Annotated in this window: 15 protein-coding genes; 6 read left to right on the forward strand and 9 right to left on the reverse strand. The window is 72.6% G+C overall.

Going from position 1 to position 16,400, the window contains the following annotated elements; translation table 11 throughout:
- Nucleotides 1–196 precede the first annotated feature (196 nt).
- From AB0O07_RS30665 to dctA, 3 genes are all read right to left on the reverse strand, one after another.
- Entirely contained in the window at nt 197–1,366 is a 1,170-nt protein-coding gene (locus tag AB0O07_RS30665; protein WP_365639428.1) for a tartrate dehydrogenase, read from the reverse strand.
- 227 nt (nt 1,367–1,593) lie between these two features.
- Nucleotides 1,594–2,523 carry a LysR family transcriptional regulator gene (locus AB0O07_RS30670; protein ID WP_365639430.1) on the reverse strand — a complete coding sequence of 310 codons (930 nt, stop codon included), beginning with the start codon at nt 2,521–2,523 and terminating at the stop codon, nt 1,594–1,596.
- A 42-nt stretch (nt 2,524–2,565) separates the two neighbouring features.
- Nucleotides 2,566–4,062 carry a C4-dicarboxylate transporter DctA gene (dctA, locus tag AB0O07_RS30675; protein WP_365639432.1) on the reverse strand — a complete coding sequence of 499 codons (1,497 nt, stop codon included), beginning with the start codon at nt 4,060–4,062 and terminating at the stop codon, nt 2,566–2,568.
- A gap of 372 nt (nt 4,063–4,434) precedes the next feature.
- Between dctA and AB0O07_RS30680 the strand changes: the two genes are divergently transcribed.
- The 3 genes from AB0O07_RS30680 (at nt 4,435) to AB0O07_RS30690 (ending at nt 7,495) form a co-directional block, all read left to right on the forward strand.
- Nucleotides 4,435–5,934 carry a DUF2252 domain-containing protein gene (locus AB0O07_RS30680; protein ID WP_365639629.1) on the forward strand — a complete coding sequence of 500 codons (1,500 nt, stop codon included), beginning with the start codon at nt 4,435–4,437 and terminating at the stop codon, nt 5,932–5,934.
- A gap of 275 nt (nt 5,935–6,209) precedes the next feature.
- On the forward strand, nt 6,210–7,082 hold the full coding sequence (locus AB0O07_RS30685) for a J domain-containing protein (RefSeq protein ID WP_365639433.1): 873 nt from the start codon (nt 6,210–6,212) through the stop codon (nt 7,080–7,082).
- 68 nt (nt 7,083–7,150) lie between these two features.
- A complete protein-coding gene (locus AB0O07_RS30690) occupies nt 7,151–7,495 on the forward strand; it encodes a rhodanese-like domain-containing protein (protein ID WP_365639435.1) in 345 nt (114 codons plus the stop codon).
- Between the two features lie 39 nt (nt 7,496–7,534).
- Here the strand turns inward: AB0O07_RS30690 and AB0O07_RS30695 are convergent, their stop codons facing one another.
- From AB0O07_RS30695 to paaA, 5 genes are read right to left on the reverse strand one after another with little or no spacing between them, the layout of a single operon-like run.
- Nucleotides 7,535–8,593 carry a 2Fe-2S iron-sulfur cluster-binding protein gene (locus AB0O07_RS30695; RefSeq protein WP_365639438.1) on the reverse strand — a complete coding sequence of 353 codons (1,059 nt, stop codon included), beginning with the start codon at nt 8,591–8,593 and terminating at the stop codon, nt 7,535–7,537.
- Nucleotides 8,594–9,190, reverse strand: a complete 597-nt coding sequence (gene paaD / locus AB0O07_RS30700) for a 1,2-phenylacetyl-CoA epoxidase subunit PaaD (protein ID WP_365639440.1) — start codon at nt 9,188–9,190, stop codon at nt 8,594–8,596.
- Nucleotides 9,184–9,996 (reverse strand): 1,2-phenylacetyl-CoA epoxidase subunit PaaC, encoded by an 813-nt coding sequence (paaC, locus tag AB0O07_RS30705; protein ID WP_365639441.1) that lies wholly within the window; start codon nt 9,994–9,996, stop codon nt 9,184–9,186. The genes paaD and paaC overlap by 7 nt, the downstream gene beginning before the upstream one ends.
- The gene (paaB, locus tag AB0O07_RS30710; protein ID WP_365639442.1) at nt 9,993–10,295 is read right to left on the reverse strand and encodes a 1,2-phenylacetyl-CoA epoxidase subunit PaaB; all 303 of its coding nucleotides are present in this window, start codon (nt 10,293–10,295) and stop codon (nt 9,993–9,995) included. The genes paaC and paaB overlap by 4 nt, the downstream gene beginning before the upstream one ends.
- Complete coding sequence (gene paaA, locus AB0O07_RS30715; RefSeq protein WP_365639631.1) at nt 10,292–11,311, reverse strand: 1,2-phenylacetyl-CoA epoxidase subunit PaaA; 1,020 nt, start codon at nt 11,309–11,311, stop codon at nt 10,292–10,294. The genes paaB and paaA overlap by 4 nt, the downstream gene beginning before the upstream one ends.
- A gap of 196 nt (nt 11,312–11,507) precedes the next feature.
- On the opposite strand from paaA, the gene AB0O07_RS30720 reads away from it, so the two are divergent.
- From AB0O07_RS30720 to AB0O07_RS30730, 3 genes are all read left to right on the forward strand, one after another.
- Nucleotides 11,508–12,215: a DUF5819 family protein gene (locus AB0O07_RS30720; RefSeq protein ID WP_365639445.1), complete on the forward strand. Its 708-nt coding sequence runs from the start codon at nt 11,508–11,510 to the stop codon at nt 12,213–12,215.
- Between the two features lie 203 nt (nt 12,216–12,418).
- Nucleotides 12,419–13,702, forward strand: coding sequence for an HTTM domain-containing protein (locus AB0O07_RS30725; RefSeq protein WP_365639633.1), 1,284 nt, complete (start codon nt 12,419–12,421; stop codon nt 13,700–13,702).
- Nucleotides 13,703–14,392 (forward strand): TrmH family RNA methyltransferase, encoded by a 690-nt coding sequence (locus tag AB0O07_RS30730; protein WP_365639446.1) that lies wholly within the window; start codon nt 13,703–13,705, stop codon nt 14,390–14,392.
- A gap of 226 nt (nt 14,393–14,618) precedes the next feature.
- On the opposite strand, the gene paaN is transcribed toward AB0O07_RS30730, so the two are convergent.
- Nucleotides 14,619–16,325 (reverse strand): phenylacetic acid degradation protein PaaN, encoded by a 1,707-nt coding sequence (gene paaN, locus AB0O07_RS30735; protein ID WP_365639635.1) that lies wholly within the window; start codon nt 16,323–16,325, stop codon nt 14,619–14,621.
- Nucleotides 16,326–16,400: the final 75 nt, after the last annotated feature.

Here is a 16,400-nt window from a genome sequence, read left to right on the forward strand (position 1 = left end):
GCTCAGCGGGCGCTCCGGCCGGTTCGCCGGTCCGGCTGCTTCGCCGGTCCGGACGCGCCGGACGCGCCGGATGCGGCGGACGCTCCGGGCGCGCCGGACACGCCGGACACGCCGGATGCGGCGGACGTGGCGGACGCTCCGGGCGCGCCAGCGCAAGCAGTACGGCAGGCCGCTGTCGGGCGCTGCGAGGCCGCTGTCAGGCGCCCAGGGCGTCGATGAGGGCCTTGGTGACGTCCTCGGTGGACGCGGTGCCGCCGACGTCGCGGGTGAGGATCCCGGCGGCCGTCGTGGCCTCGATCGCCCGGTGGAGGCGGGCCGCCTGGCCGGGCAGGCCGAAGTGGTCCAGCATCAGGGCCGCGCTGCCGACCGCGCCGACCGGGTTGGCGAGCCCCTGGCCCGCGATGTCCGGGGCCGAGCCGTGGACGGGCTCGAACATGCTCGGGAAGCGGCGCTCGGGGTTGAGGTTGGCGCTGGCGGCCAGGCCCAGGCTGCCGGCGAGCGCGCTGCCGAGGTCGGAGAGGATGTCGGCGTTCAGGTTGGACGCGACGACCACCGAGAGCTCCTCCGGCCGCAGCACGAACTTCGCGGACATGGCGTCGACCAGGACGCTCTCGGTCCCGACATCCGGGTAGTCGGCGGCGACCCGCCGGAACACGTCGTCCCACAGGACCATGCCGTACTGCTGGGCATTGCTCTTGGTGACGGAGGAGACCTTCTTGTGCGCCCGGGTACGGGCGAGTTCGAAGGCGAAGCGCATGATGCGTTCACAGCCGACCTCCGTGAACAGCGCGGACTGGACGGCGACTTCGCCGCCCCGGCCGCGCGCGGAGAGGTTGCGGCCGCCGAGCCCCGCGTACTCGCCCTCGCTGTTCTCGCGGACGACGACCCAGTCGAGCTCCGTGTCGTCGGCCTTGCGCAGCGGGCTGCGGACCCCGGGGAGGAAGTGGACGGGGCGGACATTGGCCCACTGGTCGAAGTTCTGGCAGATCTTCAGGCGCAGCCCCCAGAGGCTGACATGGTCGGGGACGGAGGGCCAGCCGACCGCGCCGAAGTAGAGGGCGTCGAAGTCCTTGAGCCGGTCGAGACCGTCCTCGTCCATCATCCTGCCGGTACGTTCGTAGTACTCGCACCCCCAGGGGAACTCCGTCCAGTCGAACGCGAACGCCCCGCCGGAGTCCGCCGCCAGGGCGTCCAGAACGGCGCGCCCCGCAGCGACGACCTCCTTGCCAACACCGTCGGCGGGGATGGCGGCGATACGGAACGTACGGGGCGCGCTGGGCGTGGGGGGAGTGGGGGGAGAGGGGGACACGAGGGGTGTGGGGGACGCGGGGGGCGCGGCGGGTGTCCGGGGTGCGTCGCTGGTCATGGGTGGTGCCTCCGGCTCGCTGGGTGGGAACGCGACCGAGTCAACACAGGGTGGTCGTCAGGCGTCCAAGACCTGCTTCCGATGCGACATATAGGCACGGCCGATAGGTCCCGCGTCAGGCGTCGCGGGTCAGGGACCGCGGGTCAGGGACCGCGGGTCAGGGACCGCGGGTCAGGGACCGCGGGTCAGGCGTCGCGCGTCAGTGGCCCCGGGGCAGGGGTCCCGCGTCAGGCGTCCGCGGATCCGGCGTCCGCGGATCCGGCGTCGCGGGTCCGACGGCGGGCGAGGGACTCGGTCAGCGCGCGGAAGGCGCGGGCGCCCGGGGTGAGGTGCGCGGGGAGGCTGACCATGGCCACATGGAGATGCGCGGTCGGCTCGATGGGGGCGACGACCGCACCGCAGCGGCGGGCCAGCCGGGTCCAGGAGGACGGCAGGACGGCGACCCCGACCCCGGTGAGGACCAGCGGCAGGATCGAGGTGCGGTGGTCCACGACCGTCACGATCTCGGTGCCTGCGCCGCCCGCCGTGATGTCGTCCACGATGTGACGCATGAGGCTGCCGGTACGGGAGGCGATGAGTTTCTCCCCGGCGAGTCCGTCGGGCCGGATCGGGACGTCGTCCTCGAAGGCCCCGCCCGGCATGGCGACGACGACGAAGGGCTGGTCCTCGACGTGCAGGACATCCAGCCCGGCCGGGTGTACGGGGGCCGCGGCGCCCAGCAGGCCGAGCTCGCACGAGCCGCCCCTCACCAGGGCGATGACCTCGTCCGGGGTGAAGGCGGCGTGCGTGCTCACGGTCACCGACGGATGCAGCCCGGCGAAGCGGTGGACGAGGGTGGTCAGCGGCTCGATGCCGGGCGAGGGCATGGTGGCGACCTCTACGGTGCCGCCGTGCAGCCCCGTGAGGGCGGCGGCGGTGTCCCGTACCGCCGTCAGATCGCGGAGCGCGCGCCGGCTCGGCTCCAGCAGTTCCCGCCCCGCCTCGCTGAGCACGACGCCGCGCCCGACCCGGTGGAAGAGGGCGAGCCCGAGATCGGCCTCCAGGTTCGCCATCGCCTGGGAGAGCGACGGCTGGGCGACATGGAGGGCGGCGGCGGCCTTGCTGAAGCCGCCGTGCTCGACGATGGCGAGGAAGTACTCCAACTGCCGAGCGTCCACCGTGCCTCCGCCGATCGCTCTCTCCACCAGGGCGGGGCCAACTTATCGGGTGTCCAGAGCCTTGTCGGTGTCCGTCCGGGCTCGGGCGTCCTGAGCGGGAGCTTGGGCGTCCTGTACGGGGACCTGGACGGCACTGGCGGGGACCTGGCCGGGGGCCTGTACGGGGGCCTGGGCGGGGACTTGCGTGGCGTCGTCGGGGGCCTGGGCAGGGGCCTGGGCCGGCGGCTCGCCCTCCCGGCCCGAGAGGACGGCGCGGGCCCGCTCCAGGTCCAGGCCGCGCTCCCACCTGGCGACGACAAGGGTGGCGACGGCATTGCCGAAGAAGTTCACCAGAGCCCGGCACTCCGACATGAACTTGTCGATGCCGAAGATGAGCATGATGCCCGCGGCCGGCACCGAGCCGACCGTCGACAGGGTCGCGGTGAGCGCGATGAACCCGCCGCCCGCGACGCCCGCCGCGCCCTTGGACGTCAGCAGCATGACGGCGAGGAGCCCGAGCTGCTGACCGAGGGAGAGGGAGGTGTCGGTGGCCTGGGCGATGTAGAGGGTGGCCAGCGAGAGATAGATCGCGGCCCCGTCCAGGTTGAAGCTGTACCCCGTCGGCACGACCAGGCCCACCGTGGAGCGCTCCGCGCCCAGGAAGTGGAGTTTGCGCATCAGCCCGGGGAGGGCGGGTTCGGCCGTGGAGGTGCCCAGGATCAGCCAGAACTCCTCCTTGAAGTAGCGGAAGAGCTGGAAGATGTTCAGCCGTACGTACAGGGCGAGCACCCCGCCGAGCAGGACCACGACGAAGAGCGCCGAGGTGACGTAGAACAGCACGATCAGCGAGCCGAGGCTGGTCAGCGTCGACAGGCCGAACTTTCCGATCGCGTACGACATCGCGCCGAAGGCGCCCAGCGGCGCGGCCTTCATGATGAAGGAGAGGACCTTGAAGACCACTTCGGTCAGCCGCCCGACGGCCGCGGTGACCGGCTCGCCGGTCTGTCCGACCAGCTTGACGGCGATGCCGAAGACGACGGCGAGGAAGATGACCTGGAGGATGTTCCCCTCGACGAACGGGCCGAAGAAACTGTCCGGCACGATGGTGGTGAGGAACTGCCACCAGTGCTGGTGCTCGCCCTCGGATATGTACCGGCTCGCGTCCCCGGAGGTCCTGAGGGCCGCCGGGTCGGCGTGCACGCCGTCGCCGAGCCGGAAGAGGTTGATCGCCACCAGCCCGGTCAGCAGGGCGACGAGCGTGCCGGCCTGGAAGTAGACCAGGGCCTTGACGCCGGTGCGGCCGACTTTCCTCAGGTCGGCGACGCCGGCGATGCCGCCGATGACGGTGAGGAAGACGATCGGTCCGATCAGCATCTTCATCGCGGTGATGAACGTCGTGCCGATCGGCTCCATGGCGGTGGCCAGATCCGGCCACCGCCAGCCCAGCACGACGCCGATCACGATCGCCACCAGCACCTGGACATACAGTTGCCGGTACCACGGCGTCGCCGCGATCCGCACGGCCTGCTCGGCCCGTCCGCCGCCCGGGGTATGCGTCATTGCAGCCCTCCCTGTTCGCGCGGTACCGGGCCCGATCGGCCCGTGCCGGCTTCCGCCACAGTGAACCGGGGGACCCGGCGGGGGTCCACGACCAAAAACCGATGCCCCGTATAGGCCGCGCCTATCGTTCTCCGCAGCGGAGTTCCGCCGAGCGCGGGCGGGGGTGCCGCCGAGGTGCGGGCGGGGGCGCCGGGAAGTTATCCACAGGCTCCGACGGCCTTTCTGATCCGGCGGTACGGTCATGACGGATCGATCAGCAGGGACCGACCAACAGAGACCGATCAGTTGATCTCGTGATCTCGCACGGCGGGGTGTGCGGGCGATGAGCAGCGGGGGAGGCGGCGCGCCATGGGCGGAGTCGGGCAGGAAACGATGTGGGGGACGGCGGGGCCGGGGGCCCTGACCGGGGCGGTACGGATCCCGGAGGTGCCGGGGTTCGCACCGCGTGCGGCCCCGAGAGAGGCGGACGGGACGCCGGCGCCGAAGGCGCGGGGGCGCGCGCTGCGGAAGCTGGTGCCCCGGTCGGCGCATGCCGGGCTGGTGCCGGTGACCGGGCGGCCCGACGCGCTGCGGGCCGTCGAGGAGTCCGGGCGGGGCCGGGTCGCGCGGCTGACACCGATACGGGTCGGGCGGATGGCCGCGACACCCTTCGCCTTCCTCCGGGGCTCGGCCGGCCTGATGGCGCACGACCTGACGGGCACCCCGGTCACCGGGGTCGGCGCGCAGCTCTGCGGGGACGCGCACGCGGCCAACTTCGGGCTCTACGGGGACGTGCGCGGCCGACTGGTCATCGATCTCAACGACTTCGACGAGACGGTGGTCGGCCCCTGGGAGTGGGACCTGAAGCGGCTCGCCGTCTCGCTGGTGCTGGCCGGGCGGGAGGCCGGGGCGGACGAGGACATATGCCGGGGCGGGGCGTACGACGCGGTGGGGGCGTACCGGCGGACGATGCGGCTGCTGGCGAAGCTCCCGGCGCTGGACGCGTGGAACGCGATCGCCGACGAGGAACTGGTCTCGCACACGGACGCCCGTGATCTCGCCGGCACGCTGGAACGGGTCTCGGAGAAGGCCCGCAGGAACACCAGCGCACGATTCGCGGCCCGCTCCACCGAGCCGGTGGACGGCACGGGCGAGGCGCCCCCGGCCGGCGGCCCCGACAGCGCCCGGGCCGCCGGTAAGCGCGCCGCCGGGCGCCGCTTCGTGGACGCGCCACCGGTGCTCCGCCGGGTGCCCGACGAGGAGGCCGCGGCGGTGGCCGCCTCGCTGGGGGAGTATCTGACCACCCTCCCGGCGGACCGGCTGCCGCTGCTGGCGCGGTACGCCATCCACGACGTGGCGTTCCGGGTCGTCGGTACGGGCAGTGTGGGGACCCGTTCGTATGTGGTGCTGCTCCTGGACCACCGGGGCCAGCCGCTGGTGCTCCAGGTGAAGGAGGCGCGGCCGTCCGCCCTGCTGCCGTATCTCCCAGCCGTCGGTTTCCAGCCGCCGGAGGAGGAGCACGAGGGGCGCCGGGTGGTGTTCGGGCAGCAGCGGATGCAGGTGGTGAGCGACAACTTGCTGGGGTGGACGACGGTCCAGGGCCGGCATTACCAGGTACGGCAGTTCAGGAACCGCAAGGGCAGCGTGGACCCGACGGCCCTTCCGGCGGACCAGGTGGACGACTACGCGCGGATGACCGGCGCGCTGCTCGCCCGGGCCCACGCACACAGCGCGGACCCACGGCTGCTGGCCGGTTACTGCGGCAAGAACGAGGAACTGGACGCGGCGATAGCGGAGTTCGCGGTCGCCTACGCGGACCGCACGGAAGCGGACCACGCGGACCTGCTCACCGCGATACGCGCCGGCCGCATCCCGGCCGAACTGGGCGTCTGAGCCGACGGCACCGCCGAGCCGGCCGCGACATACGCCACGACAAACGACATACGCCGCGACATACGCCGGAACACGCGCCACGACATGCGCCGGGACACACGCCGCAGGTCGGCGAGGAGGAGCGGGAGTCAGCGAGGCGGCGGCGGCCTGGGGCGGGGCGGAAAGGAAAGGGGGTGGAGGGGAGGGGAGGGGGAGGGGAGGGGAGGGGAGGGGGGAAGCCCCCCGTAAGAGGCCGGAAGAAGCAGGGGTGGGGCGATCGCCCGTACGCTGGGCGGGTGATGCACGACGCCCCTGGGGAGCCGACGATCCGTAACGACGACGAGCAGGACGTACGAGACGTGCGCGACGCGCTGGATGAAGCCAAGGCCTTCGACGCGCGGCCCGAGGCGCGCCTGGAGCGGGCCGTGCGCGCCGCCGAGCAGGCGCTGATCGAGTTCGAGATCGCCCTGGAGACGTTCCGGATCGAGGTCGAGAACTTCTCCCGCCTCCACCACCAGCGGCTGGGCCCGATGTACGCGCGGCTGGACGAGCTGGACGCGCTGATCGCGGAGGCCCGCGCGGCCCGCTCGGGGGACCCGGAGGACCTGCGCAAGGCGCGGGAGGCCCGTGCGATGGTGCAGCCGATGCCGGGCGTGGACGAGTTGTTCCACGATTGGCTGGATTCCGACGGTCTCTCGCCGGAGGCGTCGGCGATGCTGACCGACCGGCCCGTCCGGCCGCCCAAGCGGGTCCGGCCGAGCGACGAGGCCCGCAGGATCTACCGCGATCTGGTGCGCAAGTCGCACCCGGATCTCGCCCAGGACGATACGGAGCGCGCGCGGCGCGAGGAGTTCCTCACCCGGGTCAACTCCGCCTACGGGCGGGGCGACGAGCCCCAACTGCTGGAGCTGGCCGCCGAGTGGGCGGCGGGGCCCGCGCCCCGGCCGGCCGAGCTGAGCGAGAGCGAGGAACTGTACGCGCGGCTGGAGTGGCTGTCGCAGCGCAAGGAGTCGCTGACGCTGGTCGCCCACGAACTGGAGCAGGGCGCGATCGGGGCGATGCTCAGGATGGCGCCCGACGACCCGGACCGGCTGCTGGAGGAGATCGCCGAGCAGCTTCTCGCGGAGGTCTCCGCACGTGAGGCGGAGCTTGCCACACTGGTGCAGTAGATTTCCGGGGCCCGGTCCGGGCCCGACCCGGTGCCGCCCCCGGTTCCGTACGAGAGAAGGCCATGCCCATGAATTTCGCCCCGCTGCCCTCCGTGGACGCCGCGGCCGTGCCCTCCGACGGCCTGGTGCTGGATGTCCGGGAGGCCGACGAGTGGGCGGCCGGTCATGTCGAGGGCGCGCTGCACGTCCCGATGAGCGACTTCGCGGCCCGCTTCGGTGAGGTCACGGAGGCGGTCGCCGACGGGCGCAGGGCGTTTGTGATGTGCCGGGTGGGCGGTCGGTCCGCGCAGGTCACCCAGTATCTGGTGGGGCAGGGGATCGACGCGGTGAATGTGTCGGGCGGCATGCTCGCCTGGGACGGCGCCGGGCGCCCGATGGTCGCCGAGAACGACACCCCGGCCTTCGTGCTCTGACCGCCGGGCGGTCGGGTGGCCGGGGGCCGGGGCGAGGGGTCAGCGGTCGAAGTCCAGCTCGACTTCCGCTGTGACCGGATGGGACTGGCAGGCCAGCACGTATCCGGCGTCGGTCTCCTCCGGTTCGAGCGCGAAGTTGCGGTCCATGCGTACCTCGCCCGCGACCAGATAGGCCCGGCAGGTGCCGCAGACGCCGCCCTTGCAGGCGTACGGCGCGTCCGCGCGGGCCCGGAGCACCGTCTCCAGCAGGGATTCGCCGTCCTGGACCGGCCAGGCGCCCGAGCGCCCCGCCAGGGTGGCGGTGAGGGTGGTGTGCGCGGGCGTCCGGGCGCCGGGCGGGGGCGTCGCGGCGGTGGCGGGTGCCTCGTCGACGTGGAAGATCTCCTCGTGGATACGGTTCCGCCGCACCCCGAGGCCGCGCAGCGCGCGCTCGGCGCCGGCGACCAGGCCGAGCGGCCCGCAGAGGTACCAGCCGTCGATCTCGGTCACCGGGAGCAGTGCGGGCAGGAGTCCGGTCAGCCGTTCGCGGTCCAGCCGGCCGGAGGGCAGCCCGCTCTGCCGTTCTTCCCGGGAGACGGCCGTGACGAGCTGGAAGCGGTCGGGGTAGCGGTCCTTGAGGTCGGCGACCTCTTCCAGGAACATCGTGGACGCCACGGTGCGGTCGCTCCGGATCAGGGTGAACCGGGCCGTGGGTTCGCGGAGCAGGAGGGTGGCCGCGATCGAGAGGACCGGGGTGATGCCGCTGCCCCCGACGATCGCCGCGAAGTGCCCCGCGCGCGGCTCCAGGACGAAGCGGCCGGTCGGCGCCATGGCCTCGACCGTGTCTCCCACGGCCAGCTCCTTGAAGGCGTACGTGGAGAACTCGCCGCCCTCGACCAGCCGGATCCCCACCCGCACCACCGGCTCGGGCCCGGCGGGGGCGCAGATCGAGTAGGTGCGCCGGATCTCCGCACCGTCGGCGGTGCGGCGGCGCAGGGCGATGTGCTGGCCGGGGGTGTGCCGGAACGCCTCGCGCAGTTCGGGGGGGACGGCGAGGGTGAGGGCGACCGCGTCGTCCGTGAGCGGTTCGACCGCGCTGACCCGGAGCTGATGGAACATCTACACCTCCTTGAAGTGGTCGAACGGCTCACCGCAGGCGGTGCAGCGGCGCAGCGCCTTGCAGGCGGTGGAGGAGAACCGGCTGAGGAGTTCGGTGCCGGTCGAGCCGCAGTGCGGGCAGCGTACGGAGAGGGTCAGCTCCACGGGTCCGTCCTGGCGGTGCGGGCGGGGTGGGGCTATGCCGGAGTCGGCGAGCTTGCGGCGGCCCTCGGCGGTGATGTCGTCGGTCGACCAGGCGGGGGCGAGGACGGTGACGACCGAGACCTCGGGCACCCCGTGTTCGTGCAGGACGCGTTCGATGTCGGCGGACATGGCGCCGATGGCCGGGCAGCCGGTGTAGGTGGGGGTCAGCTCGACGCGGACCCGCCCGGGGCCCGCTAGGCGCAGCCCGCGCAGCACGCCCAGCTCGGCCAGGGTGACGACCGGAAGCTCGGGGTCGGGTACGGCGCCGGCCAGAGCGCGCAGCTCCTCCTCCAGCTTCGTCGCCCCCGCCGTCCGTGTCGTCTCCGCTGGGTGCGCGGACCTGGCCGTCCGGGCGGCTTCCCCGGTCCGTGCCGTTGTCGCCGGGGCCGGTCGGGGGGCCTGGTCGGTCACCATGACGCCCCCGGGTGGCTGCGGTGGAGGTGCTGCATTTCGGCGATCATGCGGCCGAACGCCTCCGTGTGCACTCCCTGGCGGCCCGCGCCCGCCGTCCAGGCGCCGCTGCGTGGCCCGTCCGGCACGGGCAGGGTGGCCCGGTGCAGCACATCGGTGACGGAGGCGAGCCAGCTCTCCTCCAGCGCCGTCCAGTCGATGTCGAGCCCTGCGACGGGCCGGAACATCTCGCCGGTGAACCGCCAGAGCGCCCGGCAGGCCCGCGCCATCCGCTCATGGCTCTCGGGGGTGCCGTCCCCGAGCCGGAGCGTCCACTGCTCCGCGTGGTCCCGGTGGTAGGCGACCTCGTTGGCCGCCTTGGCGGCGAGCGGGGCGAACTCGCTCGCGCCGGTGGCGAGCCGGCGGTAGAGGAGGAGCTGGTAGGTGGAGAAGTAGAGCTGGCGGGCGATCGTGTGCGCGAAGTCGCCGTTGGGCCGCTCGACGAGGTGGAGGTTGCGGAACTCCCGCTCTTCGCGGAGATATGCCAGCTCGTCCTCGTCCCCGACCAGGGAGAGCAGGAACCGGGCCTGGCCGAGCAGGTCCAGTGCGATGTTGGCGAGCGCGACATCCTCTTCGAGGACCGGGGCGTGCCCCGCCCACTCCCCCAGCCGGTGCGAGAGCACCAGCGCGTCGTCCCCGAGCGCGAGCGCCGCCGTGTGGTGCGGGGGCCGGTGCGTCTCGGCGTGGTCCGTCCGGTGGGCGGGGGGCGTGTCCGCCGTTGTCGTGTCGTCCGCCGTTGTGGTCGGTGTGGGGGTCGGGGTGCCGGTCACAGGTGCTTCACCCCCTCGGGGATCTGGTAGAAGGTCGGGTGCCGGTAGGGCTTGTCGGCGGACGGCTCGAAGAACGGGTCCTTCTCGTCCGGGGAGGAGGCGGTGATCGCCGCGGACTCCACCACCCAGATCGAGACGCCTTCCCCGCGCCGGGTGTAGAGGTCCCGCGCGTTCCGCAGGGCGAACTCCGCGTCCGGGGCGTGCAGGCTTCCGGCGTGGGTGTGCGAGAGTCCGCGCCGGGACCGTACGAACACCTCCCACAGCGGCCAGTCGTCCGTGCCTCGCGTGCCGTCGGTCATGCCGTCGCCTCCGTCCTGGGGGTCCCCGGGTGGTGTTTCGCCGCGTAGGCGGCAGCGGCCTCGCGGACCCAGGTGCCCTCCTCGTGGGCTCGGCGGCGCTGGGTGATGCGTTCCTCGTTGCAGGGGCCGTTGCCCTTCAGGACCTCGTGGAACTCCGTCCAGTCGATCGCCCCGAAGTCGTGCCGTCCCCGTTCCTCGTTCCACCGCAGCTCGGGGTCGGGCAGGGTCAGGCCCAGGGCTCGGGCCTGGGGGACGCAGATGTCCACGAAGCGCCGGCGCAGCTCGTCGTTGGAGTGCCGTTTGATCTTCCAGGCCATGGAGCGCGCCGAGTGGGGCGACTCGTCGTCCGGTGGGCCGAACATCATCAGTGAGGGCCACCACCAGCGGTCCACGGCGTCCTGCGCCATCGCGTGCTGCGCCTCGGTGCCGTTGCTCAGGGCCAGCAGCAGCTCGTACCCCTGGCGCTGGTGGAACGACTCCTCCTTGCAGATCCTGACCATCGCCCGTGCGTACGGGCCGTAGGAGCAGCGGCACAGCGGGACCTGGTTGGTGATCGCGGCGCCGTCCACCAGCCAGCCGATAGCGCCGACGTCTGCCCAGGTCAGCGTGGGGTAGTTGAAGATCGACGAGTACTTCTGCCGGCCGCTGTGCAGTTTGTCCAGCAGCTCGTCCCGGCTCGTGCCCAGCGTCTCGGCCGCGCTGTAGAGGTAGAGGCCGTGTCCGGCCTCGTCCTGGACCTTGGCCATGAGGATCGCCTTGCGGCGCAGCGAGGGCGCGCGGGTGATCCAGTTGGCTTCCGGCTGCATGCCGATGATCTCGGAGTGGGCGTGCTGGGCCATCTGGCGGACCAGCGAGGCCCGGTAGGCCTCCGGCATCCAGTCGCGTGGCTCGATCCGTTCGTCGGCGGCCACGGCCGCGTCGAACGCCGCCTCGAAGGACTGCGCCGTCTCCGGTGCGGTCGTCCCCCGTGTCGCCGTCCCTCGCGCTGTCGTGCCCCCTACCGCCGTCTCCTGCATCGTCGCCTCCTCTGCCGTCTCCGCGGCTGCCCCCGCGGCCCCCGTGGTCACGGCCGTCACGCGGACCCTTACCGACCGATCGTTCGGTTTGTGGACTTCAATGGTGGGGCGGGGGCCCGTAGGGTGTCAACCCTGTGGATAACTGACCGTGGACAACCGGCTCAACTGACCAGGACACGACGGGGATCGGGGCGGGATGGATTCGTACGACGACCAGGGTGGGAAGGCCGGACCGCCACCCGGGACGGGGATAGCCGGGCTCTCCTTCCGGCATCAGGTGGTGGCCGCCGTGTCGCTCGCGGTCATCGGGGTGCTGGCCTGCGTGCACCTCGGGATGGTCTTCCTGCACGTCGCCCCGTCGAACACGCTCACCAAGCAGCACGGCAAGGCCGTCGACGCGTGGATCTACCCCGAGTTCGAGCAGAACTGGAAGCTCTTCGCGCCCAACCCGCTCCAGCAGAACATCGCCGTCGAGGCGCGCGCCGAGGTCGGCTCCGGCGGGAGCGCGCGCACCACCACCGCGTGGATCGACCTCTCCGCCGAGGACGGCGCCGCGATCCAGGGGAACCCCCTGCCGAGCCACGTCGACCAGAACGAGCTGCGCCGGGGCTGGGACTTCTTCGCCGGATCGCACGACGACCAGAACCGCCCGAACGGGCTGCGCGGCCGCCTCTCCGAGAGCTACGTCCGCCGGATCGTGATGCTGCGGCTCGCCGACCACGACCTGGGCGGAACGGTGGAGCGCATCCAGGTCAGGTCGGTCACCCGGGCCGTCGCCTCGCCGTCCTGGAGCACGGAGAAAGTCAGCACACAGCCCTCCTACCGGATCTATCCCTGGTGGACGGTGAACGCCTCCGACCTTCCCGGCGGCGTACGGAACGGCACCGCGGAGGCGGCCCGGTGAGCGAACGCGAACACCCCGCGGAGTCCCCCGAACCGGACGCCCGCGCCGGGCTCTGCCCCGACCTCTGTCCCGAGCCCCCCTCCGCCGCCCCGGCCCCCGCCGCCCCGGCCCCCGCCGGTCCGGTGTCCGCCGCCGGGCGCGCGCCCGTGCCCGTACCGGCAGAGGCATCCATACCGGCGCCGGGAGCGCCCACGCCGCCCACGCTGTCCACGCCGTCCCCCGCCCACCCCCCGCGACGCGCCCTCGACCGGTGGCTGGCGGACGGGCTCCAGCGCGTCACCGGGCACGCCCTCGGCCCGTACCAGAGCGCCGTCATACGGATCGGCTTCGCCGGTACCTGGCTGCTCTTCCTCCTGCGCGAGGTGCCGCACCGCCGGGAGCTGTACGGCCCCGACGGGCCCTGGAGCTGGGGAATGGCCCAGCAGCTCATCGCGGAGAACAGCGCCTTCTCCGGGCTGATGTGGTCGGAGAGCACGGTCTGGTTCGAGATCGTCTTCGCCGTCGCCGTGCTCTCCAGCGCGCTGCTGATGGTCGGCTGGCGTACCCGCACCATGTCCGTGCTCTTCATGTTCGGGGTGCTCTCGCTCCAGAACCGCAGCATCTTCATGGGGGACGGCGGCGACAACGTCATCCACCTCATGGCGATCTACCTCGTCCTGACGCGGTGCGGACAGGTCTGGTCCCTCGACGCCCGCCGGGCCGCCCGCGCCGCCCGAGCCGCCCGCGCGACGGAGCGCGCCGCCTCGCGGGAGTCCGGGGCCCCGGTGGTACGGGACCGGGTCGGCCCGGTGCTGTGGGGGGTCTGCGGCGCGGTGCTGTTCATCGGCACCGTCACCGACCGGGTCGAGATCAAGACCTGGCTGCTGCTCCTGTTCTGGGGCGCGTGGGTCGCCCAGTGGCTCTGGTGGACCGTCGGGCGCCGCGCGGCCTGGCGGGGACACCGCGCGCTGCTCGACGTTCTGGCGAACCTCCTCCACAACGCCGCGCTCGTGGTGATCATGGCGGAGGTGTGCCTGATCTACGCCACCGCGGGGTGGTACAAGATCCAGGGCTCGCGCTGGCAGGACGGCACCGCCCTCTACTACCCGCTCAAGCTGGACTACTTCTCGCCCTGGCCCGCGTTCTCCGGCCTCTTCGCGTCCAGCGCGCTCCTCGTGATGGTGCTGTCGTACGGCACGGTCATCGTGCAGGTCGCCTTCCCGTTCACGCTCTTCAACCGGCGCGTCAAGAACGTCCTGCTCGTCGCGATGATGCTGGAGCACGGCGGGATCGCCGTCCTGCTCGGACTGCCGTTCTTCTCCCTCGCCATGATCGCCGCCGACGCCGTCTTCCTGCCGACCGTCTTCCTGGTGTGGCTCGGCGCCCGGGTCACCGGGGCGCGGGACCGGCTGCGCGCGCGGCTTCCCGGCCGGAAGCGGGCGCCCGCCGGGGCGCCCCCGGCCGGGCGGGCGCAGGAGAGCCCCGACCCGGCACGTACCCTCGTGTAGGTGATCAGCGAGACACCGGACGAGGGCCAGGAGGACACGGGCCAGGAGCCGGTCCAGTACGACGACGGCTTCGGGCCCCCGGTCGGGGTCGGGCCGCACCGCGAGCCCTGGCCCGTGGACGAGCGGTACGACCCGGAGCTGCTCGCGGGCGGCGACCGGCGCAATGTGGCCGACCGGTACCGGTACTGGACGCGCGAGGCGATCGTCGCCGACCTCGACACCCGGCGCCATGACTTCCATGTGGCGGTGGAGAACTGGAGCCACGACTTCAACATCGGCTCCGTGGTCCGCACCGCCAACGCCTTCCTCGCCAAAGAGATCCATATCGTCGGCAAGCGGCGCTGGAACCGGCGCGGTGCCATGGTCACCGACCGGTACCAGCATGTGCGCCACCACCCCGGCACCGCCGAGCTGACGGCGTGGGCGGCGGACGAGGGGCTGCCGATCATCGGGATCGACAACCTGCCGGGCGCCGTCGCGCTGGAGCGGACCGAGCTCCCGCGCGGCTGCGTCCTGCTCTTCGGCCAGGAGGGCCCCGGGCTGACCGAGGAGGCCCGTAAACACGCCACCATGGTCTGCTCGATCGCCCAGTTCGGCTCCACCCGCTCCATCAACGCGGGGGCCGCCGCGGCCATCGCCATGCACGCCTGGATCCAGCGGTACGCGGAGATCCCGCCGCCCGGGCTCTAGGGCCTGTCTGACAATTCCCGCCTGCCTCGCGACGCCATGCACGCACTCTCGCCGCACCGGGCCCTGACCCAAGTACGTCCAGTACGTGGGTCAGGGCCCGGCACGCCGAGAGCACGCACCTGACGCCGCGAGGCCGCCCTCCGGGCGACGACGGGAATTGTCAGACAGGCCCTAGGCAGACAGCGCGCCTGGGGCCCGGTACGGGCGGAAGGGGCTCCGGCGGACTTCAGGCCTGCCTGCGCACCTCCACCGTCCGGAACCGGTTCGCGACGAACGCGGCGTCGCACAGTGCCGCGTTCGCCGCCGGGTTGCCGCCCGAGCCGTGGAAGTCCGAGAACGCCGCCGTCTGGTTCACGTACACCCCGCCGGTGAGGTTGAGGGAGAGCTGCGCGGACTCCTCCAGGCAGACCTCCTCGATCGCACGCTCGGTCTCCGGTGACGTCGTGTACGCGCCGACCGTCATCGCGCCCTGGTGGCGCACCGTGCGGCGCAGCAGCTCCAGCGCGTCCTCCGTGGAGTCCACGGCGACCGCGAACGAGACAGGGCCGAAGCACTCCGTCAGATACGCCACCTCCTCGCCGCCCTCCCCCGCCCGCTCCCAGACCTTGCGGGCGCCGTCGGCCTTCACGATCGCCGGGGTGCGGACCACGGCGTCCGGGAAGTCCGGGTGGGCGATCTCCCGGGAGGCGAGCGCGGTCTCCCCGAGCGTGTCGGCCGCCTCAAGGCGGGCCTTCACATCGGGGTTGACCAGCGCGCCCAGCAGCGCGTTGGCCCGGGCGTCGTCGCCCAGCAGGCCGGCCACCGCGCCCGCCAGGTCGGCCACCACCTCCTCGTACGCCTTCTCGCCCGCGTCCGTCGCGATGCCGCCCCGGGGGATCAGCAGATTCTGCGGGGTCGTGCACATCTGGCCGCTGTAGAGGGAGAGCGAGAAGGCGAGGTTGGCGAGCATCCCCTGGTAGTCGTCCGTGGAGTCCACGAGGACGGTGTTGACGCCCGCCTTCTCCGTGTACACCTGGGCCTGGCGCGCGTGGGTCTCCAGCCAGTCGCCGAAGGCCGTCGACCCGGTGTAGTCGATGATCCGGATCTCCGGGCGGACGGCGAGGGTCTTGGCGATGCCCTCGCCGGGCCGCTCGACCGCCAGCGCCACCAGATTCGGGTCGAAGCCCGCCTCGGCGAGCACCTCGCGGGCCACCCGTACCGTCAGCGCGAGCGGCAGCACCGCCCGCGGATGCGGCTTGACCAGCACCGGATTGCCGGTCGCCAGGGAGGCGAAGAGCCCCGGATACCCGTTCCAGGTGGGGAACGTGTTGCAGCCGATCAGCAGCGCCACCCCGCGCGGCACGGCGGTGAACGTCTTCGCCAGCTCCAGCGGGCCGCGCTTGCCCTGCGGCTTGGACCAGGCGGCCGAAGCGGGCGTGCGCGTCTGCTCCTGGTACGCGTACGCCACCGCCTCCAGGCCCCGGTCCTGGGCGTGCGGGCCGCCCGCCTGGAACGCCATCATGAACGCCTGGCCGCTCGTGTGCATCACCGCCTGCGCGAACTCGTGGGTCCGCGCGCTGATCCGGGCCAGGATCTCCAGACAGACCAGGGCCCGCGTCTCCGGCCCTGCGGCGCGCCATGCGCCCATGCCCGCGCGCAGGGCGGGCAGCAGGACGTCCGGGTCCGCGTGCGGGTACTCGATCCCCAGGGCGGGCCCGTACGGCGAGACCTCGCCGCCGGTCCAGCCGTCCGTGCCGGGCTGGTCCAGCTCGAACCGGGTGTCGCGCAGCGCGTCGAACGCGGCGAGACCGTCGGCGGGCGCGCTCTCGCCGTACGCCTTGGGGTGCTCGGGGTGTGGGGACCAGTAGCCGCGCGACCCGATCGTCTCCAGGGCCCGGTCGAGCGTGGGCCGGTGCTTCTCGGCGAGCTGCTGGGGGCTGAGCTGGGCGGCCATCGTGGACCAACTCCTCATCGAGTCAATCGGATCAGTCGGGTCGATCGGATCGGTCGAGCCGTCGGACGTGTGCGG

It is taken from the genome of Streptomyces sp. NPDC093085, from assembly GCF_040683935.1.
In the GTDB taxonomy this organism is placed as follows: Bacteria; Actinomycetota; Actinomycetes; order Streptomycetales; family Streptomycetaceae; genus Streptomyces.

Excerpts from the sequence above, each read along its gene's own strand:
- AB0O07_RS30720 (WP_365639445.1), top strand. The coding sequence starts at position 11,508 with ATGGATTCGTACGACGACCAGGGTGGGAAGGCCGGACCGCCACCCGGG.
- paaD (WP_365639440.1), bottom strand. The coding sequence starts at position 9,190 with ATGGTGACCGACCAGGCCCCCCGACCGGCCCCGGCGACAACGGCACGG.
- paaA (WP_365639631.1), bottom strand. The coding sequence starts at position 11,311 with ATGCAGGAGACGGCGGTAGGGGGCACGACAGCGCGAGGGACGGCGACA.
- AB0O07_RS30680 (WP_365639629.1), top strand. The coding sequence starts at position 4,435 with ATGTGGGGGACGGCGGGGCCGGGGGCCCTGACCGGGGCGGTACGGATC.
- AB0O07_RS30690 (WP_365639435.1), top strand. The coding sequence starts at position 7,151 with ATGAATTTCGCCCCGCTGCCCTCCGTGGACGCCGCGGCCGTGCCCTCC.
- paaB (WP_365639442.1), bottom strand. The coding sequence starts at position 10,295 with ATGACCGACGGCACGCGAGGCACGGACGACTGGCCGCTGTGGGAGGTG.
- AB0O07_RS30695 (WP_365639438.1), bottom strand. The coding sequence starts at position 8,593 with ATGTTCCATCAGCTCCGGGTCAGCGCGGTCGAACCGCTCACGGACGAC.
- paaN (WP_365639635.1), bottom strand. The coding sequence starts at position 16,325 with ATGGCCGCCCAGCTCAGCCCCCAGCAGCTCGCCGAGAAGCACCGGCCC.
- dctA (WP_365639432.1), bottom strand. The coding sequence starts at position 4,062 with ATGACGCATACCCCGGGCGGCGGACGGGCCGAGCAGGCCGTGCGGATC.
- AB0O07_RS30665 (WP_365639428.1), bottom strand. The coding sequence starts at position 1,366 with ATGACCAGCGACGCACCCCGGACACCCGCCGCGCCCCCCGCGTCCCCC.